General features: G+C 72.4%; 26 protein-coding genes and 1 pseudogene. 15 read left to right on the top strand and 12 right to left on the bottom strand.

The window, feature by feature from the left end; translation table 11 throughout:
• Window positions 1-12: 12 nt before the first annotated feature.
• Together ABD249_RS04395 and ABD249_RS04390 are read right to left on the bottom strand one after the other, a co-directional pair.
• The gene (locus ABD249_RS04395) at window positions 13-855 is read right to left on the bottom strand and encodes an FHA domain-containing protein (protein WP_344340751.1); all 843 of its coding nucleotides are present in this window, start codon (window positions 853-855) and stop codon (window positions 13-15) included.
• A 10-nt stretch (window positions 856-865) separates the two neighbouring features.
• Window positions 866-1141 carry a hypothetical protein gene (locus tag ABD249_RS04390; RefSeq protein WP_344340748.1) on the bottom strand — a complete coding sequence of 92 codons (276 nt, stop codon included), beginning with the start codon at window positions 1139-1141 and terminating at the stop codon, window positions 866-868.
• 182 nt (window positions 1142-1323) lie between these two features.
• On the opposite strand from ABD249_RS04390, the gene ABD249_RS04385 reads away from it, so the two are divergent.
• Complete coding sequence (locus tag ABD249_RS04385) at window positions 1324-2718, top strand: serine hydrolase domain-containing protein (RefSeq protein WP_344340745.1); 1395 nt, start codon at window positions 1324-1326, stop codon at window positions 2716-2718.
• A 126-nt stretch (window positions 2719-2844) separates the two neighbouring features.
• On the opposite strand, the gene ABD249_RS04380 is transcribed toward ABD249_RS04385, so the two are convergent.
• The 4 genes from ABD249_RS04380 to ABD249_RS04365 all read right to left on the bottom strand — a co-directional run bounded on the left by ABD249_RS04380 (window position 2845) and on the right by ABD249_RS04365 (window position 6926).
• Window positions 2845-4779 (bottom strand): PTS mannitol transporter subunit IICBA, encoded by a 1935-nt coding sequence (locus ABD249_RS04380; RefSeq protein WP_344340742.1) that lies wholly within the window; start codon window positions 4777-4779, stop codon window positions 2845-2847.
• 61 nt (window positions 4780-4840) lie between these two features.
• On the bottom strand, window positions 4841-5659 hold the full coding sequence (locus tag ABD249_RS04375; protein WP_344340739.1) for a sorbitol-6-phosphate dehydrogenase subunit: 819 nt from the start codon (window positions 5657-5659) through the stop codon (window positions 4841-4843).
• A gap of 5 nt (window positions 5660-5664) precedes the next feature.
• Window positions 5665-6222 (bottom strand): 6-phospho-3-hexuloisomerase, encoded by a 558-nt coding sequence (hxlB, locus tag ABD249_RS04370; protein WP_344340735.1) that lies wholly within the window; start codon window positions 6220-6222, stop codon window positions 5665-5667.
• Window positions 6219-6926 (bottom strand): ribulose-phosphate 3-epimerase, encoded by a 708-nt coding sequence (locus ABD249_RS04365; protein ID WP_344340733.1) that lies wholly within the window; start codon window positions 6924-6926, stop codon window positions 6219-6221. Before ABD249_RS04365 ends, hxlB (ABD249_RS04370) begins: the two co-directional genes overlap by 4 nt.
• 113 nt (window positions 6927-7039) lie before the next feature.
• On the opposite strand from ABD249_RS04365, the gene ABD249_RS04360 reads away from it, so the two are divergent.
• Together ABD249_RS04360 and ABD249_RS04355 are read left to right on the top strand one after the other, a co-directional pair.
• On the top strand, window positions 7040-8296 hold the full coding sequence (locus tag ABD249_RS04360) for an ROK family protein (protein WP_344340730.1): 1257 nt from the start codon (window positions 7040-7042) through the stop codon (window positions 8294-8296).
• Between the two features lie 147 nt (window positions 8297-8443).
• Window positions 8444-9067, top strand: coding sequence for an endonuclease III domain-containing protein (locus ABD249_RS04355; RefSeq protein ID WP_344340727.1), 624 nt, complete (start codon window positions 8444-8446; stop codon window positions 9065-9067).
• A 36-nt stretch (window positions 9068-9103) separates the two neighbouring features.
• On the opposite strand, the gene ABD249_RS04350 is transcribed toward ABD249_RS04355, so the two are convergent.
• Both ABD249_RS04350 and ABD249_RS04345 read right to left on the bottom strand, forming a co-directional pair.
• The gene (locus ABD249_RS04350; RefSeq protein WP_344340724.1) at window positions 9104-9871 is read right to left on the bottom strand and encodes an alpha/beta fold hydrolase; all 768 of its coding nucleotides are present in this window, start codon (window positions 9869-9871) and stop codon (window positions 9104-9106) included.
• Between the two features lie 173 nt (window positions 9872-10044).
• Window positions 10045-10356 carry a putative quinol monooxygenase gene (locus tag ABD249_RS04345; RefSeq protein WP_344340721.1) on the bottom strand — a complete coding sequence of 104 codons (312 nt, stop codon included), beginning with the start codon at window positions 10354-10356 and terminating at the stop codon, window positions 10045-10047.
• 108 nt (window positions 10357-10464) lie between these two features.
• Here ABD249_RS04345 and ABD249_RS04340 point away from each other — a divergent pair, with 108 nt between their 5' ends.
• The 3 genes from ABD249_RS04340 (at window position 10465) to ABD249_RS04330 (ending at window position 12393) form a co-directional block, all read left to right on the top strand.
• Window positions 10465-11406 carry a GlxA family transcriptional regulator gene (locus tag ABD249_RS04340; protein WP_344340718.1) on the top strand — a complete coding sequence of 314 codons (942 nt, stop codon included), beginning with the start codon at window positions 10465-10467 and terminating at the stop codon, window positions 11404-11406.
• A 127-nt stretch (window positions 11407-11533) separates the two neighbouring features.
• Window positions 11534-11674, top strand: coding sequence for a hypothetical protein (locus ABD249_RS04335; RefSeq protein ID WP_344340715.1), 141 nt, complete (start codon window positions 11534-11536; stop codon window positions 11672-11674).
• Window positions 11675-11742: 68 nt separating this feature from the next.
• Window positions 11743-12393, top strand: coding sequence for an alpha/beta hydrolase (locus tag ABD249_RS04330; protein WP_344340712.1), 651 nt, complete (start codon window positions 11743-11745; stop codon window positions 12391-12393).
• 33 nt (window positions 12394-12426) lie between these two features.
• Here ABD249_RS04330 and ABD249_RS04325 read toward each other — a convergent pair whose 3' ends face one another.
• On the bottom strand, window positions 12427-13254 hold the full coding sequence (locus tag ABD249_RS04325) for a LuxR C-terminal-related transcriptional regulator (RefSeq protein ID WP_344340709.1): 828 nt from the start codon (window positions 13252-13254) through the stop codon (window positions 12427-12429).
• Window positions 13255-13343: 89 nt separating this feature from the next.
• Between ABD249_RS04325 and hxlB (ABD249_RS04320) the strand changes: the two genes are divergently transcribed.
• The 4 genes and pseudogenes from hxlB (ABD249_RS04320) (at window position 13344) to ABD249_RS04305 (ending at window position 16006) form a co-directional block, all read left to right on the top strand.
• On the top strand, window positions 13344-13907 hold the full coding sequence (hxlB, locus tag ABD249_RS04320; RefSeq protein WP_344340706.1) for a 6-phospho-3-hexuloisomerase: 564 nt from the start codon (window positions 13344-13346) through the stop codon (window positions 13905-13907).
• Between the two features lie 44 nt (window positions 13908-13951).
• Window positions 13952-14581 carry a 3-hexulose-6-phosphate synthase gene (gene hxlA, locus ABD249_RS04315; RefSeq protein ID WP_344340703.1) on the top strand — a complete coding sequence of 210 codons (630 nt, stop codon included), beginning with the start codon at window positions 13952-13954 and terminating at the stop codon, window positions 14579-14581.
• 323 nt (window positions 14582-14904) lie between these two features.
• A pseudogene (locus ABD249_RS04310) lies at window positions 14905-15420 on the top strand (site-specific integrase); the annotation flags it as partial.
• Window positions 15410-16006, top strand: a complete 597-nt coding sequence (locus ABD249_RS04305) for a hypothetical protein (protein WP_344340700.1) — start codon at window positions 15410-15412, stop codon at window positions 16004-16006. The pseudogene ABD249_RS04310 and the gene ABD249_RS04305, both read left to right, overlap by 11 nt.
• Here the strand turns inward: ABD249_RS04305 and ychF are convergent.
• A complete protein-coding gene (ychF, locus tag ABD249_RS04300) occupies window positions 15996-17069 on the bottom strand; it encodes a redox-regulated ATPase YchF (RefSeq protein WP_344340697.1) in 1074 nt (357 codons plus the stop codon). The two genes, ABD249_RS04305 and ychF, sit on opposite strands and share 11 nt — an antisense overlap.
• Window positions 17070-17158: 89 nt before the next feature.
• Here ychF and ABD249_RS04295 point away from each other — a divergent pair, with 89 nt between their 5' ends.
• Both ABD249_RS04295 and ABD249_RS04290 read left to right on the top strand, forming a co-directional pair.
• Window positions 17159-18229 carry a GNAT family N-acetyltransferase gene (locus tag ABD249_RS04295; RefSeq protein WP_344340694.1) on the top strand — a complete coding sequence of 357 codons (1071 nt, stop codon included), beginning with the start codon at window positions 17159-17161 and terminating at the stop codon, window positions 18227-18229.
• Window positions 18230-18306: 77 nt separating this feature from the next.
• Window positions 18307-18999, top strand: coding sequence for a DsbA family oxidoreductase (locus tag ABD249_RS04290; RefSeq protein WP_344340691.1), 693 nt, complete (start codon window positions 18307-18309; stop codon window positions 18997-18999).
• A 97-nt stretch (window positions 19000-19096) separates the two neighbouring features.
• On the opposite strand, the gene ABD249_RS04285 is transcribed toward ABD249_RS04290, so the two are convergent.
• Both ABD249_RS04285 and ABD249_RS04280 read right to left on the bottom strand, forming a co-directional pair.
• A complete protein-coding gene (locus tag ABD249_RS04285; protein WP_344340689.1) occupies window positions 19097-19489 on the bottom strand; it encodes a PPOX class F420-dependent oxidoreductase in 393 nt (130 codons plus the stop codon).
• Complete coding sequence (locus ABD249_RS04280; RefSeq protein ID WP_344340685.1) at window positions 19486-19881, bottom strand: VOC family protein; 396 nt, start codon at window positions 19879-19881, stop codon at window positions 19486-19488. The genes ABD249_RS04285 and ABD249_RS04280 overlap by 4 nt, the downstream gene beginning before the upstream one ends.
• 89 nt (window positions 19882-19970) lie before the next feature.
• On the opposite strand from ABD249_RS04280, the gene ABD249_RS04275 reads away from it, so the two are divergent.
• The 3 genes from ABD249_RS04275 to ABD249_RS04265 form a co-directional block, all read left to right on the top strand.
• On the top strand, window positions 19971-20720 hold the full coding sequence (locus tag ABD249_RS04275; RefSeq protein WP_344340683.1) for a YqjF family protein: 750 nt from the start codon (window positions 19971-19973) through the stop codon (window positions 20718-20720).
• Window positions 20721-20785: 65 nt separating this feature from the next.
• Window positions 20786-21055 carry an acylphosphatase gene (locus ABD249_RS04270; RefSeq protein ID WP_344340680.1) on the top strand — a complete coding sequence of 90 codons (270 nt, stop codon included), beginning with the start codon at window positions 20786-20788 and terminating at the stop codon, window positions 21053-21055.
• Window positions 21056-21090: 35 nt separating this feature from the next.
• Window positions 21091-21720: VOC family protein (locus ABD249_RS04265; protein ID WP_344340679.1), on the top strand; the 630-nt coding region annotated here is incomplete at its 3' end.

Raw genomic sequence — 21720 nt, 5'->3', positions numbered from 1 at the left:
GCGCAGCCGGGGTCAGCGCGGCCGGGGCGGCTGCCGCCGCTGCAGCGACAGCTCGCCGCCCTGCCTGCCGCCGTACGGCCTCCCGTGGTCGGCGAACTCCTCGCGGTAGTACGCGAGTCGCCACCCACCGAGCTCGATGCGCGCGCCCGTGCGCAGGATGCGCTCCTGCATGAGCGCGTCGGGACCCGTGCCGCTGCCGCCGCCGGTGGGGGCGATCGGATGCAGCACGTACTCGTCGTCGCCGCGGTGCCGGATCTCGGCGTGGACGCCCTCGAGACCCTCGAGCCGCAGGTCGACGTCCGGCCCCGATCCGATGCGCGTGATCTCGGGCAGGAGGTCGAACACGCGCGGCGGCCCGCCGTCCCATCCGCCGTCCCCGCCGGCGAAGATGAGCCTCGGCCTGCCGGCGCCCGGCTGCGCATGCGTCGTCGTGGCGTGCCAGCGGCGTGCGGAGCGGCCGAGCGTCGGCGCGATGGGCAGCAGCGTGGCAGGCGGCAGCGCGACGCCCGCGAGCGGCGCTCCCCTGCCGACGTGCGCGAGCGCGCCGAGGCTGCCGAGGCGGACGTGCGGCGAGCGCGTGACGAGCCGCTGCACCGCGGTGGCGTGCACGTCGCCGACCGCGACGAGGAGGCCGTCCGGCCCCTCGACGCGCACCGACACGCCGCGGCTCGCGAGCCCGTCGGCGAGCGGCAGCAGCTCGCCCAGCATGCGGCGACCGCTGCGCGGCAGCCGGGTCGCGTCGCTGACGGTCACGACGACCTCGGTGCCCGATGCCGTCACCGTGGCCGAGAACGGCGCCTGCCCGTCCTCGGCGTCGGCCTCCTCGATCGAGAGGGCGATGTCGAAGCGGATCATCGCCGGGCGATCAGCGCTCGGGCTGCGCGGGCGCGCCGTCGGACGCGTGGTCGCTCGTCGTCACGCGCAGGGTGCCGTCGATGCGCCACGTCGCCCGCGGCGAGTCCGGCCCGATGTCGCGCGGCACCTCGATCGTCATGTCGACGAAGGTGTAGTCGATGGCGGCGCCGCGGCCGGTGAGGTACGACCACATCTCGCGGCCGAGATCGGTCCAGTCGGCGATCGTCGCGCCCTCGGGTCCGGATGCGGAGCCGGGCTGCTCCTCGTGCTCGCGTGCGTCGGACATGGCGTGCTCGCTCTCGTCGGGACGACGTCGTCGTCGTGTGCGCCGAGCATGCACCGACGGGCGGTGGATCTCCTATGGATCCGAGCGCCTGCCGCGCGCGATGTCGGATCGGACGACGTCGTCGCTCGGACGTGGTGGGATCGGCCAAGCAGCGACGACCTCCGGCCTCGTACGGTCATGCCATGTCGACCACCACCGCCTCCGCGCACGAGCTGCGCGACTGGCTCGCGAGCGAGCTCCCCCGGCTGATCGAGGCGCACGGGGTGCCCGCCGCCTCCGCCGCCGTCCTCGTCGGCGACGAGATCGTCGACGCCGCCGCCGGCATCCTGCACGTCGGCACGGGCGTCGAGGCCACGACGGACGCGCTCTTCCAGATCGGCTCGCTCACGAAGGTGTGGACGGCGACGCTCGTGCTGCAGCTCGTCGACGACGGGCTGCTCGACCTCGACGAGCCCATCCGCACCCACCTGCCGGACTTCGCGATCGCCGACGACGCGGCGGCCGCCACGATCACCGCCCGCCACCTGCTCTCGCACCGCGCGGGCTTCGAGGGCGACGTCTTCACCGACACCGGGCGCGGCGACGACTGCGTCGAGCGCTACGTCGCGTCGCTCGGCGACATCCCGCAGCTCTTCGCGCCCGGCACCGAGTTCTCGTACAGCAACGCCGGCTTCATCGTGCTCGGCCGGCTCGTCGAGGTGCTGCGGGGCGTGCACTTCGAGCAGGCGCTGACCGAGCGCATCATCCAGCCGCTCGGCCTGACGCATGCGGCGCCCGGGCCCTACGAGGCGATCGTGCACCGCGTGGCCCAGGGGCACGTGCCGACGCCCGACGGCCCCGTGCCCGCCCCGATGTGGGCGCTCGCGCGCTCGAACGGCCCCGCGGGCTCGAGCCTCGCGATGCGACCTGCCGACCTGCTGGCCTTCGCGCGCATGCACGTCGCCGGCGGCGTCGCGGCCGACGGCACGCGCCTGCTGAGCGAGGCATCGGTCGCCGCGATGCAGGACGTGCAGGGCGTCATCCCCGACATCGGCATCATGGGCGATGCGTGGGGACTCGGCTGGGACCTCACCGAGACGCCGCACGGCCGCATGGTGTCGCACGACGGCGGCACGTTCGGCCAGAGCGCCTTCCTGCGCGTCATCCCGAGCGCCGGCGTCGCGATCGCGCTCTGCGTCAACGGCGGCGACGCGATGGGGATGGCCCGCGCGCTGCTCGGCCCTGCGCTCGAGCGGCTCGTCGGCGCCGACGTCCTGAAGCCCCTCCCCGTGCCGCAGGACGTCGACGCGGTCGTCGACGAGGCGACCGCGGAGCGCTTCCTCGGCACCTATGCGACGTCGATCATGGAGACGACCCTGTCGCGCGACGAGGACGGCCGCCTGTGGGCGGACGAGGTGCCCCAGGGCATCCTCGCCGCCATGGGGCAGCCGGCCAGCCGGCTTCGCGTCGTCCCGCACGGCGCGGGCCTCGTGGCGACCGAGCCGCGCGCGGGCATGCACACGCTGTACGCCTTCACGGGCGGCGAGGGCCCGGCTGCGTTCCTGCACGCCGGAAGGGCGATGCCGCGGCGGGCGTAGTCGCGCGGAGGGCATCGTCGCGCGGCACGTCGTCGCGCGGCACGCACGGCATGCCGAAGCCCCGACGCTGTCGCGAGACGTCGGGGCTTCGGGGTCCGTGGCCGGGCGGTGAGCCCGGCGCGATCCTCAGTCGACGAGCAGCGCGAGCACCTCGTCGGTCGTCGTCGCCGTGCGCAGCCGCTCGACCGCCGCATCGTCGAGCAGGCGCTCGGCGATGGCGCTCAGGATCGGCAGGTGCTCGCCGTCGAGTCCTGCGATGCCGATGACGACGTACGCGGTCCCGCCGTCGAAGTCGACGCCGTCCGGCACCTGCACGACGGACACGCCCGAGCGCACGATCTCGGACTCGGAGCCGCCCTCCCCGTGGGGGATCGCGACGTGGTTGCCCAGGTAGACCGACGTCCGAGCGTCGCGCTCGTGCATCGACGCGACGTAGCGATCGGTCACGTAGCCCTCGCGGACGAGGATGGCTCCCGCGGCGTCGATCGCCTCGGACTTCGACGCGAACGACGCGCCGAGGATCACGTTCGCTGCGACGAGCACGTCACCGTCGCGCTGCCCGCCGGCGGGCGCGCCCGCGGTCGACGTCGTCGCCACGGGCACGGCGCTCTCCGACGCTGGACCGACCGTCACGGGCGTCCGCTCGAGGAGCCGGACGATGTCGTCGTACTGCTCGCTGTGCATGAAGTTCGTGATCGTCATGAAGCGCTTCGTGCCGTCGTCGTGCAGCTGCCGTGCGCGATCGACGAGCTGCGTGTGCGTGACGATGAGGTCGGCGTCCGCGGGGATCTCCTCGATCTTCGCGTTGCTGACCTCGACGTCGAGCATGCGCTTGCGCACCTTCGACTTCAGGATCGACGCACCCATGGCGCTCGAGCCCATGCCCGCGTCGCAAGCGACGACGACCTTCCGGATGCGGCCGCCCGCCCCGCCCTCGAACGCAGCGAGGTTGTGACGGTCGCGCTCCTCCGCGCTGCCGTCCGAGAGCTCGACGTCGTCGTCGTGGCGCTTCCGCTCGCCGCGCAGCAGCGCCCATCCGATCACGAACGACACCGCCATGCCGCCGAAGAAGCCGGCCAGGTTGCCGAGGATCGCGCCGGCGGGCGACAGCGCCATCATCGCGAAGAAGCTGCCGGGCGACGGCGTCGCGACCGTGCCGCCACCGAGCAGCTGCAGCAGGAAGAGCGACGTCGCCATCCCACCCATCGTCGCGAAGACGAGCTTCGGCTTCATGAGGACGAACGGGAAGTACACCTCGCCGATGCCGCCGACGCCGGCGATGAGCGCGGCCATCGGGGCGGTGCGCTTCGCCATGCCGACGCCGAACAGGCTGATCGCCAGCAGCGTGCCCACCGACGGCCCCGGGTTCGCGTCGACCAGGAAGAGGATCGACCGGCCCTGCTCCGCGACCTGCTCGATGCCGAGCGGGCCCATGATGCCGTGGTTGATGGCGTTGTTGAGGAACAGGACCTGCGCGGGAGCCACCAGGATCGACACGAGCGGCAGGAGTCCGAGCTCGAGGATCCAGTCCACGCCGGCGGACAGGCCGGTCAGCACGACGCCGAAGACCGGGCCGATGCCGAGGTAGCCGGCGACCGCGAGGATCAGGCCGAGGATGCCCATCGAGAAGTTGCTGATGAGCATCTCGAAGCCCGGCTTGACCTTGCCCTCGAACAGGCGATCCACCTGCTTCATGAGCCATGCGGCGACCGGACCCATCACCATCGCTCCGATGAGCATCGTCACGTCGGCGCCGACGACGACGCCCATGGTGGCGAGGACGCCGATCGCCCCGCCACGTGCACCGTGGACCATGCTCCCGCCCGTGAAGCCGATGAGCATCGGCAGCGCGTAGGTCATGATCGGGCTGACGAGCTCTGCGAGGCTCTCGTTCGGGAACCATCCCGTCGGGATGAACAGCGCGGTCAGCAGTCCCCACGCCACGAAGGCGCCGAGGTTCGGCATGACCATGCCGCTCAGGAAGTTGCCGAACCGCTGCACGCGCACGAGCGCGCCTCTGCGTCGCGGCGACGCGGGCTCGGGCCCGCTCGGATCCGTCATCGTCGGAGCGTGCTTCGTCGCATCGTCCATGTGCTGTCCTTCGTCGAGGTGGGTCGTCGCGTCAGCGCGACTTGCCGCCGGTGATGTTGATGGTGGTGCCGGTGATGTAGCTGGATCGGTCCGAGACGAGGTAGCCGACGAGGTCCGCGACCTCGTCATGCTCCCCGACGCGGCCGAGCGGGATCGTGCGCGCGTACGCGGCGTCGATGACCTCGAGCTCGTCGACGTCCATGCCGCGCGTGTAGGCGAGGGCGCGATAGTTCTCGTCGCTGTTCATGTTCGTGCGCTTGTTGATGCCGGGGGCGATGCCCACGACGCGGATGCCGTTCGGGCCCAGCTCCTTCGCCCACGATCGGGTGAAGCCGTTGAGCGCCGCCTTCGTCGCGGAGTAGATGCTCTGCCCCTTCGACCCCTCGACGCCCGCCTCGGACGAGACGTTGACGATGACGCCGCCGCCTTGCTCGACCATGCGACGCGCGACCGCCTGGGCGCAGAGGAACGGTCCCTTCTGGTTCACGGCCGTGATGAAGTCGAAGTCCGCCTCGGTCGCCTCGTAGCCCGGCTGCTCGCCACGCACGTCGACGAGCAGGCGCGGCCGATTGACGCCGGCGTTGTTCACGAGCGCGTCGACGCGCCCGTGGGTCGCGATCGTCTCCGCGACCATCGCCTCGACGCTCGCGGCGTCGGTCGTGTCGCACGCGATCGCCGTCGCGGCGAGCCCGTCGGCAGCGTCGCCGGGTCGGAGGTCGGCCACGACGACCGTCGCACCGTTCCCGGTCAGCGAGCGAGCGATCTCCGCGCCGATCCCGGAGGCGCCGCCGGTGACGACGACGACCTTCCCGGAGAGGTCGATCCAGCCTGTGCTCGTGGTGATGGTCATGGGGGTCACTCCAGGTTCGCGTGGTGGCGCCACAGGTCGTGCAGCGGCGTGCCGGATCGGTCGACGAGCATGAGCGCGATGGCGTCGCCGAGCAGCAGCAGGCACTGCTCGAAGAGGCTCGTCATGGGCTGGGCCGACGGGATCTCGCCGGGCAGCCCCAGCTTCGTCTGGACGGGCAGGCGCACGAAGAGGTCGGCGTGCTGCCCCATCGCGCTCGCCGGGTTGGCGCCGACGTGCGCGACGGTCGCCCCGTGCTGCTTCGCCTTCGCGGCGATCGCGAGCGGGAAGAGGCTCTCGCCGCTGCCGGAGCCTACGACGAGCAGATCGCTGCTCGTGATCGCGGGCTCGGTGATCTGGCCGACGACGACGGCGTCGATGCCGAGATGCGCGAGGCGCTTCGCGATGCCCTCGAGAGCGAGCTTCACGCGTCCGACGCCGACGAAGAACACGCGGTCCGCCGCGAGGATGCCCTCGAGGAGCGCGTCGACCTGCGCGGTGTCGATCGCCGACATCGCCTCCGAGATCTCGGTGACGATGCGCTGCTGCGCGATCGCGAAGCTCATCGGGTGCCACCGCCGGCTGCGACGCACGCGTCGAGTCGCGCACGGTTCTCGGCGAGGGAGCCGTCCTTCGAGAAGAGGCTCGTGCTGCCGAGCACGAGGCTCGTCGCCCCCGCGCGCACGAGCCCGGGCACGGTCGCGAACGAGACGCGTCCATCGACCTGCACCGCGGTGGCCAGGCCCTGCTCGTCGACGAGACCACGAAGCCGTGACACCTTCTCGGCCGCGTACGGCACCTGCTGCTCGGAGGCGTTCGTGGCGTAGCCGGGGTTGATGAGCATGAGGCACACCGAGTCGACGAGCGGGAGCACGAACTCGAGCACCGACAGCGAGGTCGCGGGGTTGAGGGCGACGCCGACCTTGGCGCCGGCCGACCGAGCGAGGCCGATGAGGCGGTCGACGTGCAGGGTCGTCTCCACGTGGAACGTGACGGACTCCGCGCCGAGCTCGAGCATCTCCGTGACGAAGAGCTCGTTGTCGGTCGTCATGACGTGGGCGTCGAACGGCAGGCTCGTGACGTCGCGCATGCGCCGGATCGTCTCGAGCCCGAGCGGCATGCTGGGGCTGAAGCGCCCGTCGAGCACGTCCACGTGGAGGACGTCGGCGCCCGCCGCCTCGACCTCCGCGATCGACCCCTCGAGGTTCGCGAGGTCCGCGCACATGATCGATGCCGCGTACTGGATGCGTGCCACTGCAGCGTGTCCCATCGTCGTCGTCGACGTGCCGCGAAGATGCGAGCACGTGTCGTGGAGCGACGCTAGGCGACCCCTTAGTGCCTCTTCAACGACAGACTTCTGCTCGCCTGTGGCAGTATTCGGTCATGGTCAGCACGCTCCCCGACCTTCGATGGCCCGTCGTCCCCGACGGCGGCGTCGCACCCGAGCATGCCGCCAGCAGCATCGCGACGCGCATCGCCTGCATGGGGTCGACGAGCAAGGCGGAGCTCGTTCGCGCCTCCGGCATGCCGCGTTCCTCCGTCAGCGCGCAGGTGGACTGGCTGCTGCACCACGGCGTCCTCGCGCGAGCGCAGCAGCGGCCGCACGTCGGCCGAGGACGACCGGCCGAGACCGTGGAGCTGCGTGGCGATGCTGCGCACGTCTACGCGGTGGAGATGGGTGCGACGGCGACGACCGCCGCGATCGTCGACCTTCGAGGACGCGTCCTCGCGCGCAGCCGCATCTACCTGCCGACGTCCGGGCCGCCGTCCCTCGCCCTCGAGCGGCTGGGAGCGATGCTGCACGGGCTCCGCGACGAGGTCGCGTCCTCGAGCGCGCGATCGTCGGAGCCCCGACGCGTCGCGGCCATCGCCTTCCCCGCGCGCATCGACTCGCGCACGCACGCGCCGCTGCGACCCACGGTCCTCCCCTCGTGGGACGGACACGACGTCGTCGGCGAGCTCGAGGCGGTGCTCGGCTGCCCCGTGCTGCTCGAGAACGACTGCGCCGTCCGCGCGATCGCCGAGGCGGGCCTGCTCGGCCCCGACTCGCTGCCGCTGCTGTCGGTGCAGGTCGGGACGGGCGTCGGTGCGGGCATCGTCGACGGTGCCGGCGAGATCTACCGCGGCGCGAACGGATCCGCGGGCGACGTCGGGCACATCCCCTGCTCGGCGGGCGGCGAGACGCTCTGCGCCTGCGGGTCGCGCGGATGCGTCGAGGCCGTCGCGGCCGTGCCCGCGATGCTCGCGAGGCTGCGCGCGCTCGGCATCGTCGACGACGAGAGCGAGCTCGAGGGCTCCGACCTCCTCGCGCATCTGCTGCGGCAGCAGGACCCGAGGGCGACGCAGGTCGTCCGAGAGAGCGCGGAGATGGTCGGCGAGGTGGTCTCGGCGCTCTGCAACGCGCTCAATCCTCGTCGCGTCGTCATCACGAGCGGGCTCTCGAGCGTGACCCATGACCTCCTCGCGGGCGTCCGCAGCGTCGTCTACGCCCGGACGCGAGCGCTCGCGACGAAGGATCTCGTCGTGGACTACAGCAGCATGGCGCCCGACCTCGGCATCGCCGGCGCATACCTCCTCGGTCGGCGCCTCCTGCTCCAGCCCGAGCAGCTCAAGCGGTTCCGGGCCCCGGCGGTGCGCTGACCCGCGACGCACGTGCGGCGCGGCCGCGTTCGTCGCCGTGAGAGGCTGACCGCACCGATGTCGACGTCACGCACGCCCCCCAGCGACTCCCCCGGACCGGCTCGCCCACCCCTCCTGCGCGCGCTCCACGACGCCCTCCTCGCCCGCATGGGCCCGCAGGGCTGGTGGCCCGCCGAGGGGCGCTTCGAGATGATGCTCGGCGCGATCCTCGTGCAGCACACCCGGTGGGAGAACGCCGTCATCAGCCTCGCAAGGCTGCAGGAGGCAGGCCTGCTCGATCCGCCCGCCCTCGCCGAGACCACGCCCGAGCGCCTCGTGCCGCTGCTGAACCGCAGCGGCTTCATGATGGCGAAGGGCCGGGCGTGCATCGCGCTCGCGCGGTGGACGGTGGACGTCGGCGGCGAGACCGGCATGCTCGAGCACCTCGGCGACGCCGCGCTGCGCGCATCCCTGCTGCAGGTCACGGGCGTCGGACCCGAGACGGCCGACGTCATCGCCCTCTACGCCTTCGACCGCGGCGTCTTCGTCGCCGACGCCTACGCGTGGCGGCTGCTCACCGCGCTCGGGCTGGAGGCGCCGCGGCCGTACGAGGCGCTGCGGCGCCACCTCGCCCCGCTCGTCGCCGAGGCGGACCTGACGGTGCCCGAGCAGCAGGAGCTGCACGGCCTCATCGACGAGTTCGGCAGGCTCGCCGCGCGCGACCCTGCGCTCGTCGCGGCGCTGCGCGCCGACCTCGGCGATGCGCTGCGCGTCGGCCCGCCCGCTCGCTGAGCCCGGACCGGGCGATACGGCGGAGGTCGCGACCGGTCAGCGCCCCAGGCGATCCGCGATCGCGCGCGCCATCGCCTCGGGCGACTCGAGCGGCACGAAGTGGCCGCCCGGCACCACGCGCAGCGCGACGTCCGTGAACCACGTCTCGAGCTCGTCCGCCCAGGCGATCGGGAAGAGCGGGTCCCGCTCTGGCCAGAGCATCGTCGTGGGGATGCTCGTCGGCCGGCCGCCGGCGTAGCCGACGGTGTCGCGGTACCAGGCGATGCTCGCGGCGAACGCGCCCGGTCGCGCATAGGCCGCCACGACCTCGTCGAACCGCGGCGTGCGCACCGGCTCGTCGGAGGCGGCCCACGACTCGACCAGGAAGCCGAGGTAGTCGCGCACCGCGTCCTCCCGGCCGTCGACGAGCCGCGCGGCCACGGGCGTGCGATGGAAGTGCTGGTACCAGAATCGCGACGCGAGGTCGCCCGCGGCGGCCCGCGCGCCGATCCCCGGATAGCCCGGCGTCAGCACGGCGCCGACGATCCTCGACGCATCCGCGCGCATCATCGCCTGCGCGATGCGGCTGCCGATGTCGTACCCGACGAGCAGCAGCGGGACGCCGCCCGGCAGCGCCGCGAGCAGCCGCTGCGCGTGCGCGTCGGCCGACGCGGAGCCGGTCGGCATCGCGCCCTCGAAGCCCTCGCCGATCCCGGCGAGCGCGGGAGCGACGCACCGGACCCCGGGCAGGAGGGCCCTGACCCGGTCGTAGTCGGAGGGCAGCCCCGGCCACCCGTGGAGGAGGACGACGAGCGGTTCGGTCATGACAGCCCATCCTGCGGCATCCGATGCAGCGGCGGCCCGGGAAGCGGTGCGCTGCGCGACGTCGGCGTCGCTGGCGTCAGGCCCGATGGCGTAGGAACCTCCATCGTCGGGAGACCTCGACGTCTATCTGCGGACCGACTCGGCGGGGCGCGATCGTCTCGTGCGTTGGCGGACTAAGGGAGCTTGGACGCGAGAACGTCGGCCGCCAGGATCTCGGGTGCTGCGCCGAGGAGGTGCTGGTTGGCCATCAGGGCTGCGACGATGGCGCCGTTGGCGTGGGCGTCGCGAGCGGCCTCGTCGGGGAATGCATCGAAGATCCAGAAGGTGTCGGCGTGGGTCCTGACCGCGAACCAGACAATCGTTCCTGCTTCTTCGTTGGCGAGTGCGACAGCGCCGGCGAGCAGATCAGCGAGCGCGTCGTACTGTCCATCGGCCGCGACGATCTTGGCGACGAAGGCATACGGAAGTGATGCGGGTGTGGACATGAGGGGGTTCTCCTTGAAGTCGGGGTTCTTCGTGGGACGAGTTCAGCGTATGACGAGCGAGGGCCGGTGGGGAGTGGCGTATACGGCAGTATTGCTATTGTTCACGCCATGCGTATCGGACTGATCGCGATCGACGGCTGCTTCGGTTCGGCTATCGCGTCGATCATCGACATCGTGCGGGTGGCCGACGGAGCCCGCGGCGATGTCGACCCGCGGATCGACCCGATCGAACTCGCCATCCTCGGACCGAAACGGCGAGTGACCACGACGGCATCGATGACCCTGTCGGTGGACCACCCGCTGTCGGAGTCCGGAGAGTTCGACGTGGTCGTCGTCCCTGCGCTTGGAACCCTCACGGCCGCCGCGACCCACGACGCCCTCCAGAGCCGAGATGCTCGTGCGGTCATCGCCTCACTCGGGCGCCTCGACGACGCGACCACCCGGATCGCCGCGGCGTGCACCGGCGTGTTCGCCGTCGCCGAGACCGGACGGATGCATCATCGGCGGGCGACGACCAGCTGGTTCCTGGGGCCGGAGTTCCTGAAGCGCTATCCGACCGTCGCCCTCGATCTCGACACCATGGTCGTGGTCGACGGGAACCTCGTCACCGCCGGCGCCGCCTTCGCCCACATCGACCTCGCGCTCTCACTCGTGCGATCGATCAGCCCCGACCTGGCCCAACATGTCGCCAAGCTCCTCATCATCGACGAGCGCCCGTCGCAGGCGGCGTTCGTCGCCTACGAACATCTCCGGCACGAGGACCCGATCGTCGTCGAGTTCGAACGCTTCGTGCGCGCCCGCCTGGACGAACCGTTCAACGTCGCCTTCGTCGCGCAGTCGCTCGGCACCAGCCGGCGCACCCTCGAACGACGAGTCCGTGCGGCGCTCAACCTCACTCCGCTCGGCTTCGTCCAACGGCTTCGCACCGAACGAGCTCGGCACCTCTCAGCAACCACGGACCTCACCTCCGCCGAGATCGCGCTACGGGTCGGCTACGCGAACGCCGAGACTCTGCGCTCCCTCCTGCGCAGGGAGCGACGCCGTTCCTGACCTATCGCCATGCCTGTAGCTTGTGTCCTAGCACTCGGCTGGAACCACCTCTCAGCACGTCGCGTCGACGCTCCTGCGTCGCCCCTGGACTACCCACTCGACACGCCCGCAGCACAGCCCATGTGACGTGCCCCGGCTCGGCCTCCGTGGCATCGACGCCGGCTCGATCGCGCGTGCACACGAGCTCGAGGCGATCGGCTTCCTGCAGCTCACGCTCGCAGTCGGCGAGCAGATCGCCTGGACCGGCGGCTTCGCCGTGGCTGCCTGACGAACCGAAGCTGAAACGCGGGGCGGGCACACGCCCGCCCCGTCGCCCGCACCGAGAGAGGAGCGGCCGTGCCCGCTGCAGATCATCCGCCTGAGCGAGGCGTCCTGGCCGACGTGCGCGCCGCCCACTCCTTCGAGGGAGCCCAGCGCGTCACGCTGCTGCTGCATGGCTTCGGGTCGCACGAGCACGACCTCGTCGCCCTCGGCCCTGCCGTCGGCGGCGCGGCGCCGTGGGCGTCTTTGCGCGCACCCCTGCGCGCTGGCGCTGGCGCCGCCTGGTTCCCCATCGCCACTCCCGGGAACCCGGCGCGCGAACCCGTGGAGTCGGCGACAGCCGCGATCTGGGCGTGGGTCGACGAGCACGTCGACCAGGCGACCGACATCGTGGCGGTCGGCTTCTCGCAGGGCGGCCTGATGGCGACGCAGCTCCTGCGCAGCCGGCCAGAACGGGTCGTCGCGACCGTCGCGCTCGGCGGGTTCGTGCTCGATGCTCCCCAGTCGGGCGACGAGGCGCTCGCTGCAGCGCGGCCTCCAGTCTTCTGGGGACGCGGCGCCGACGATCTCGTGATCGCCGGGCCGGCCGTCGCGAGGACGGCGTCCTGGCTCCCCCCGCGCTCGACGCTCGACGAGCGCGTCTACCCGGGCCTCGCCCACGGCATCCACGCGGCGGAGATCGCGGACGCACGCGCCTTCGTCGACGCCGTGGCTCCGACGAGCTGAGCACGCGCGACCGCCGGCCTCCCCGACGGCGTCTCAGCGCGCGCGCGCTGCGAGCTCCGCCCGGTTCCGCGCCCCGATCTTCTGCAGCAGGTTCGACACGTGGAACTTCACGGTGTTGACGCTGATGCCGAGCGTGCCGCCGATCTCCTGGTTCGTGCGACCGTCGACGACGAGCCTGAGCACGTCGCGCTCGCGTGCGCTGATGCCCGCCTGATCCTCGAGCGGCTCGTCGAGGCTCGGCGGGTCGAGCGGCAGGGTGATGCGCACCTCCGAGCCCCAGCCGGGGGTCGACGCCACCTCGACGTCGCCGTCGAGCGCAGCCACGCGCTCGCCGATGGGCCGCATCGCGTCGTCGTGCACTGAGAGATCGCCGCGGCCATCGTCGCGGATGCGCACGAGCAGGTTGAGCCCGTCGCAGTCCCACTGGATCCGCACGCGACGCGCCTCGCCCGCGTCGACGAAGGCCAGCACGGCCGTGCGCACGATCGCGCGAGCGGCATGCGCGACTTCGCCAGGCAGCGCACGGCCCGTCGCGGGCGGCTCGACGAACTGCACGTCGAGCTCGCCGAAGCGCACGAGCGGCCGCAGGTCGGAGCGGAGCCGCGCGAAGGCGCCGACGACGGGCTCGAGGATCGCGTTCCGCTGCTCGTCGGTCTGCGTGCGGAGCCCGACGAGCGCTGACGCTGCGACGTCGATCGCCATCGACCGCGCCGCCTGGTCGGTGAGCTGCGGCGAGCGCAGGATCGCGAGCACCGACTCGAGCGTGACCGAATGCCGGTCGGCGAACTCGGCGCCGAGACTCGCGAGGTCGGCGGCGAGCCGCCTCGACGCGGGCGAGGGATGGTCGGTCGTCGTGGCCATGCGGCCAACCTACCCACCACCCATCCGGGTAGGCATGCCACTCCTCGCGCAGGGTGCAGGACGCGGCCTGCGGCGCGGACCATGGAGGCATGGCATCCGCAGACGTCTCCGCGTCGATCCGATCGATCTCCGACGAACTCGAGCGAGCGAGCACAACGGTCGCCGAGGCCGACCTGTCGGCGTTCGCAGCGCTCCTCGACGACGCCGAGCGGGTCTTCGTGCACGGCGCAGGACGCTCGGGGCTCGCGCTGCGGATGACGGCGATGCGGCTCATGCACCTCGGCAAGCGCGTCCACGTCGTCGGCGAGACGACCGCTCCTGCGATCGGCGATGGCGACGTGCTGCTGACCGCGAGCGGGTCGGGGTCGACCGGCGCTGTCGTGACTGCCGCGCGCACCGCCGCGGAGGCAGGCGCAGGCATCGCCGCGATCACCGCGGTCGCCGACTCGCCGCTCGGCGAGCTCGCGGATGCCGTCGTCGTCGTCCCGGCCGCGGCGAAGCTCGACCGCACGGGTGCCGCGAGCGCCCAGTACGCGGGCAGCCTCTTCGAGCAGACGGTCGTCGTCGTCGGCGACGCGGTCTTCGACGCCCTCTGGCACGCGTCCGGCGCGACGGCGGACGATCTCTGGCCGCGGCACGCCAACCTCGAATGACCCGGCACGCGCACCCACCCAAGGACCACCACGAAGGGAACACCATGCAGCTGCAGTTCGCCATGGACACGCTCACCACCGAGGCCGCCCTCGAGCTCGCCGCCGCGGCCGCGCCGCACGTCGACATCCTCGAGCTCGGCACGCCGCTCATCAAGAGCGCCGGGCTGTCGGCGGTGACCGCCATCAAGCAGGCGCACCCCGACAAGATCGTCTTCGCCGACCTGAAGACGATGGATGCGGGCGAGCTCGAGGCCGACATCGCGTTCGCAGCGGGCGCCGACCTCGTCACCGTGCTGGGCACGGCGGGCGACAGCACCATCGCGGGCGCCGTGAAGGCGGCCGAGAAGCACGGCAAGGGCATCGTCGTCGACCTCATCGGCGTGCCCGACAAGGCAGCGCGCGCGAAGCAGGTCGTCGCGCTCGGCGCCGCGTTCGTCGAGATGCACGCCGGCCTCGACGAGCAGGCCGAGGAGGGCTTCACCTTCTCGACGCTCCTCGACGACGGCAAGGCCTCGGGCGTGCCGTTCTCGGTCGCTGGCGGCATCAGCGTCGCCACGATCGCATCGGTGCAGGACGCGGGCGCCACGATCGCGGTCGCGGGCAGCGCGATCTACAGCGCGCCCGACGTGGGCGAGGCTGCCGCGGCGCTGCGCGCTGCGATTCGCGAGGGCTGAGCGCTCTCATCGGGTGACGAAGGCGGGTGCGGCGGGGGCCACGCCCGCCTTCTGGCGCGACCGCGAACCGATCTCTGGACGCGTCCACGAGCTCAGAGCGCAGAGACGGTCGCTCGTGTCCCGTCGGCGCGGTGCGCAGCCGACGAGCCACCTAACGCACCGGACCTCCCTCGCGCATGATGTGCGCGAGCAGACGCGGGTCGCAGGCGATGGCCTTGGTCGACGAGATGGCCAGCGCCAGTGGACGCTCACCGGCATCGAGCGCCTTCGCGAGAGCGCGGGCCTTCTGCTTGTTGACGTAGCCGCAGTGGCGCCTCGGCGAGGCGTCGGCGGTGCAGGTGGGCGACGTCGACTTCCTGCGTCGCCAGATCCACGTGCAGCGCCAGGTGCAGCGTGCCGACGGCGGCAGCGTGCGCATCACGCCGCCCAGGTACGGCAGCGAGCGCGTCGTCTTCGTGCCCGACGAGCTCATCGAGATGATCGCTCGTCACATCGAGCAGATCGGCGTGCACGGCGACGAGCAGTGGCTCTTCGGCAACGGCCGCGGTGAGCCGCCCCATCAGAACACCGTCGGCCACTGGTGGCGATCGCTCTTCCGACGCTCGGGGCTCGAGCCGTTCCGTCTCCACGATCTGCGGCACTTCTCCGCATCGGGGCTGATCGCCGCCGGCTGCGACGTCGTCACGGTGCAGCGCGCCCTCGGGCACGCGAAGGCCACCACCACCCTGTCGACCTACAGCCACCTCTGGCCGACCGCCGAGGACCGCACGCGCGCAGCCGCTTCTGACCTCATGCGTTCGATCGCGCCTTCCAGAGAAGCCGAAGCGGATGCCGGCTGAGGTCAGCGGCGGCGAACGCCAGCGTGAGGTTCTGGAGCTGGTTCAACTGCTGAACCAGTTTCCGTCCGCCTCGTCGAACTTGTGGTTGAAGCAATTCCCGATCGGCTCGTGTTCGATCACGAGCTATGCCATCGGGACGGTGCTCCACCGTCGCCACGACGAGGACTGGATCCTTCTGTCACACTCAGCGAGCGAGGACCAAGTGACCGGCGATCAGGTTCCGTACACGCACACATGGCTTTGCCTCGATCCAAGCGGCCGAGGGCCGACGGTTGACGCGACCGCGCATCAGTTCCCGCAACTCGCGCTCACTGGACCCTACGTTGGCAATTCCGCAACGCCCTACCTCGCGCGCTTCGCGGCGCCGAATGACCACATCCAGGCTGTCTCGGTCGCACACGTAGAGCCATGGTGGCACCACGGCTACACTGCGGAGGTCTACGACTGGTTCTTCGCCGAGTTGGGGCTCGACACCACAAGAGATCTGTGCAAACGGAGCCGCTGCGGACCATCTGCGGACCGCACAGCGATCGAGGCCGCAACTCCCCCGCGATTCCGCGGGAAGAGCGCCCGGATCACACGTTGAAGCGGAACTCCACCACGTCGCCGTCGACCATCGTGTAGTCCTTGCCCTCGATGCGCACGCGGCCCTTGGCCTTCGCGTCGGCCATCGAGCCGGCGGCGTCGAGGTCGTCGAACGACACGACCTCGGCCTTGATGAAGCCCTTCTCGAAGTCCGTGTGGATGACGCCGGCGGCCTGCGGGGCCGTCCAGCCCTTCCGGATCGTCCAGGCGCGCGACTCCTTCGGGCCCGCCGTGAGGTAGGTCTGCAGGCCGAGGGTGTCGAAGCCGATGCGAGCGAGCTGGTCGAGGCCCGACTCGTCCTGGCCGAGCGACTGCAGCAGCTCGAGCGCCTCGTCGGGCTCGAGGTCGACGAGCTCCGACTCGACCTTCGCGTCCAGGAAGACGGCCTGGGCGGGGGCGACGAGCGCGGCGAGCTCCGCCGTGCGGGCATCGTCGGTGAGCACGGCCTCGTCGACGTTGAAGACGAACAGCATGGGCTTCGCCGTCATGAGGCCGAGCTCCCGGAGGAGGGCAAGGTCGACCTTGGAGGAGGAGAGCAGGTCGCCCGCGTCGAGCACGGCCTTCGCCTCCTCGGCGGCGGCGAGCACGGCGGGGTCCGCCTTCTTGCCGCGCACCTCCTTCTCGAGGCGCGTGATCGCCTTCTCGAGCGTCTGCATGTCGGCGAGCGCGAGCTCGGTGTTGATGGTCTCGAGGTCGCTCGCCGGGTTCACGGCGCCTGCGACGTGCACGACGTCGCCGTCGGCGAAGCCGCGCACGACCTGCGCGATCGCGTCGGCCTCGCGGATGTTCGCGAGGAACTGGTTGCCGAGCCCCTCGCCCTCGCTCGCACCGGCGACGATGCCGGCGATGTCGACGAACGACACCGTCGCGGGCAGGATCTTGGCGCTGCCGTGGATCTCGGCGAGGCGCGTGAGCCGCGGGTCCGGCAGCTCGACCATGCCCACGTTGGGCTCGATGGTCGCGAACGGGTAGTTCGCCGCCAGCACCGAGTTCTTGGTGAGCGCGTTGAAGAGGGTGGACTTGCCCACGTTGGGGAGTCCGACGATGCCGATGGTGAGTGCCACGAGGGTCGAGCCTACCGGCGGTGCCGCTGCGGCCGATCCAGGCCGCACCGGCCGACCGGGCCTGCAGCACGCTGCGAGAGGATGTCGGCATGACGGCCGCACCCGGTTCCCCGAACCTGCCAGACGGCTGGAGCGCCCGCGCCCCCGAGCCGGACGACGTGGACGCGCTCGTGCGCCTGCACGTCGACGCGCTCGCCGCCGCCGGCCGCCCGGCGCCCGGCGACCTCGCCCACGAGGCCGCGCGCATCGAGGAGCTCGTCGCAGGAGCGAGCTCGTGGACGCGCCGCCAGCTCGTCGCCTCCCCGGTCGGCGAGGCACCCGCCGCGTGGGCGACGGTGCACGATCGCGCCGCCGGTCGCACGATCGTCGGCGTCGAGGTCGCGGGCCCCGACCGCATCTCCGAGCCCGTCGCCGACGAGGTCGCCGCGGCGATGCTCGCGTGGGCGGCGCAGGCGGCGAGCGGCATCGCACGTCTGCGCGGCCTCGACGCGGCGCAGCTCGACGCGAGCGCCCACAGCGCCGACGCGCGCCTGCACCGATGGCTCGCGCGCGCCGGCTATCGGCACGTGCGCACCTGGCTGCAGATGGCACGCCTCGTGACCGCCGACGATGCGCCCGCTCCGGCGCCGCGCGCGGGCGTGACGGTGCGCCGCGTCCGCACGTCCGCCACCGGCATCCCCGTCGCCGCCGACCTGCAGGCCGTGCATCTCGTGCTCGAGCGGTCGTTCGCCGACCACTTCAACTCCTACCGCGAGTCCTTCCCGGAGTTCATCGCGCGGCTGCGGGAGGACCCGGGACACCGCTGGGACCACTGGTGGCTCGCCGAGGCGACGATGGAGGACGGCTCGGTGCTGCCCGGCGGCGCGCTCGTCGCCTCCGCGATGCCCGCCGACGCCTCCGGGGCGCGCGGCACGTACGTCGAGTACATCGGCGTGCACCGCCGCGCGCGCGGACGGGGCGTCGCGAAGGCACTGCTCGCGGCCGTGCTCGCCGACGCGGCCGACCGCGGCATCCCGCAGGTCGCGCTCGAGGTCGACCGCGACTCCCCCACGGGCGCCGACGGCCTCTACCGCGCGCTCGGCTGGGCCACGGCGTACGAGACGCAGTCGTGGCACGCGCAGCTCGTCGTGGAGGCGGACGACCACGACTCGGATCGGTGACGCGCGCCGGGTGACGTCTCAGATGCGACATCAGATCGCCAGGAATGCGCACCGGTGACGCGAGGTTGACCCACGGCATGCAGATCGAGATCTGGTCCGACATCGCGTGCCCGTGGTGCTACATCGGCAAGCGTCGCTTCGAGGCGGCGCTCGCGCAGTTCGCCCACCGCGACGCCGTCGCCGTCACGTACCGCTCGTACCAGCTCGACCCCACGCTCCCCGAGCACTACGACGGCACGGAGGCCGAGTACCTCGCGAGCCGCAAGGGCATCCCGGTCGAGCAGGCCGAGCAGATGTTCGCGCACGTCGCGCAGCAGGCCCGCACCGTCGGCCTCGCGTACGACTTCGACGCGCTCGTCGTCGCCAACAGCATGCGCGCGCACCAGATCCTGCACCTCGCCCACGAGCACGGTGTGCAGTCGGAGGTGAAGGAGGCGCTGCTGGCCGCCCACTTCGAGCAGGGCCGCGACATCGGCGACCCCGGCCTCCTCGCATGCATCGCCTCGGCCGAGGGCGTGCCCGTCGACGCCGTGCAGCACGAGCTCGCGACCGGATCCCGGATCCCCGCCGTGCAGCAGGACGTCGCCGACGCCCGCGCCCTCGGCATCCAGGGCGTGCCGTGCGTCGTCATCGACCGGCAGTACGCCGTGTCGGGCGCGCAGCCGACCGAGACCTTCCTCGGCGCGCTCGAGCAGGCGTGGGCCGCCCGCTCGCCGCTGCAGCCCGTCGGCGCCGCCGACGGCGAGGTCTGCGGCCCCGACGGCTGCTGACGCGACCGCGCACCGCCGGATCGACGCGTGAGCGGCACGCCGGGCGCGATGCGCAGGCGACGCTCCGCTCACGCGTGATCGCGGCGGCTCCGAGCCGCTAGCCCACCCGCACGCGCGTGGGCGTGAGCCTCGCGATCATGCGCAGGTGCCCCTCGTCGTCGGGCGGCAGCGGCTCGCCGTCGTACTTCACGGCGAGATGCGTCGCGAGCGACGACGTCGGGTCGTCGGAGAGCTCGACGGTGCCACGCACCTCGAGGAAGTGCTCGGGATCGACGCGCGAGGTGATGAGCACGCTGACGCGGTTGTCGCGCTGGATGTTGCGCGTCTTCCGCAGGTGCCGCTTCATCGGCATGAGCAGCGTGTCGCCATCGCGACCGACCCACACCGCCGTCACCTGCGGCGAGCCGTCGGGCTCGATGGTCGCGAGCGCCGCGACGTTCGGCTCGTCGAGGAGGTCCGCCGCCTGGTCGGGGATGCGTGGCCCGCTCATGCGGCGCCCTCCACGGGCTCCGGCCGCTCCATGAGGGCGATGACGGTGCCTGCCGGGTCGGTCGTCCACGCGATGTCGGGACCGTGCCCGCCGCGCACGATGCCGCGCTCGTCGTGGCGGAAGCCGTCGTAGCGCACCATCTCGGCGCCGCGCGAGACGATGTCGTCCACGGCCTTCGCCAGGTCGGGCACCGCGAGGTTGAGGATGGTGAAGGCCGCGGGCGTCGTGCCGGGTCGCGGGTAGACGAGCACGCCGGCGCCGCCGGGCAGCTCGAGGAAGAGCATGCCGGCGTCCTCCTTGACGACGAGGCCGAGCACCTCCCGGTAGAACGTCGCAGCGGCGTCGATGTCGGGCACGGCGAAGCCGCTGAACCCCTCGATGTAGTCGGGCATGTGCCACCTCCTGTCCCGAGCCTGCCACGCGCGACGCGGCTGCGACAGGGCGGGCACGATGCGGCGCACGGGGGTGGGACGATGGCAGGGTGCAGCATCCCGCACCCGTCGGCGTGAGCGTCGAGGCCCCACCGCTCGGCGGCCCGCGCATCCTGAGCCAGCGCTGGAGCGACGTCGTCTTCGTGCACTGGCGCGTCGACCCGGCGCTCGTCGTGCCGCACCTGCCGGAGGGATGCACGCCCGACACGTTCGACGGCAGCGCGTGGGTGGGGCTCATCGCCTTCCGCATGTCGCGCAGCGCCTTCCTCGGCGGGCCGCCCGTGCCGTGGCTCGGCGAGTTCCCCGAGGTCAACGTGCGGCTCTACGCCGTCGACGGCGAGGGCAGGCGCAGCGTCGTCTTCGCGAGCCTCGACGCCGAGCACCTCGTGCCGGTGCTCGTGGCGCAGGCGGCGTTCGGCCTGCCCTACCGCTGGGCGTCGATGCGGCACGGGCGGCGCCACGACCTCGTGGCGTACCGCACCCGGCGCCACGGCGACCACGATGCCCGCTCGCATCTCGTCGTGCGCGTGCCCGGCGGGCCGGACGTCGCGACGCCGCCCACGCCCGATCCGCTCGCGACCTTCCTCACCGGCAGGTGGGGCTTCCACGAGCGGCACCTGGGCCGCACGATCTTCTGCCGCAACGAGCACGAGCCGTGGCCGCTGCAGCCCGCGCAGCTCGTGCACCTGCGCGATGGGCTGCTCGCCCGGGCGGGCTTCCCGGGCATCGCGAGCCGCGAGCCCGACAGCGTGCTGTACGCCGCGGGCGTGTCGACGTCGTTCTCGGTGCCACGGCGCTGAGCCGGGCGGCGCGCGCCGTCGCGACGGCCTGGCCGCTGGTCGGCGGCTGGCCGTAGGGTCGGGGCATGGCGATCCGCAAGGTGGTGTCGATCCACGGCTCGGTGCAGGGCGTGGGGTTCCGGTGGGCTGCGCAGGCCGAGGCCGAGCGGCTCGGGGTCGCCGGCAGCGCCCGCAACCTGCTCGACGGCTCGGTCGAGGTCGTCGTCGAGGGCGAGCCCGAGGCGGTCGAGTCGATGCTCGGCTGGCTGCAGCAGGGTCCGTCGTCCGCGAGCGTCGCGGGCGCCGAGGTCGTCGACCACGAGCCCGAGGGCATCACGGGCTTCACGATCCACTGACGCGCGTGCCGACGGCGCGCGCAGCGAGGAGCACGATGGACGCGTGGCGCACGCTCGACGGCAGGCCGCACGCATGGTTCGCCTCCCCCTCCCATGCGGCCGGCGCCGCGCTCCTGGCACGCATCGTGGAGACGGCGGGACGCGTCGTCGACGTCGACGTCCGCAGCCGCGGCGTGCGGGTGCGGCTGCTCCCCGGCGACGCCGGCCTCTCCCCCGCGATCGACGCGGCGGCCGCCGGGCTCGGGCTCATCCCCGAGCCGCACCGCCTGCAGACGCTGCGCCTCGTGCTCGAGACGCCCGATCCCGAGCGCGTCGCGCCGTTCTGGCTGCAGGCGCTCGGCTACGAGCGCTCCGGCGACGACCTCGTCGACCCGTGGCAGCGCGACCTGCCGATCCGCCTCGTGCGCGATCGTGACGAGCGACCGCTGCGCGAGCGCCTCCACGTCGACGTCGTGCGCCCCGCGGCCGCGCTCGCCGCAGCCGCCGAGACGCTCGGTGCGGCCGCCGGCCCCTGGGGCGTGCGGCATGCCGACGCCGACGGCATCGAGCTCGACGCCGTCCCGGGCGACACGCTCGCGGGCGCGCCCGACTGGTGGACGCTCTTCGCCGCCGTCGCCCGCTTCGCGGTGCCCTCGCCCGCCGTCGCCGTCGCGCTCGCGGCCGAG

The organism is Agrococcus versicolor (assembly GCF_039531815.1).
Lineage (GTDB): Bacteria > Actinomycetota > Actinomycetes > Actinomycetales > Microbacteriaceae > Agrococcus > Agrococcus versicolor.
Note: the sequence above shows the minus strand (reverse complement) of the source record. Positions and strands in the feature narration are given on the sequence as shown.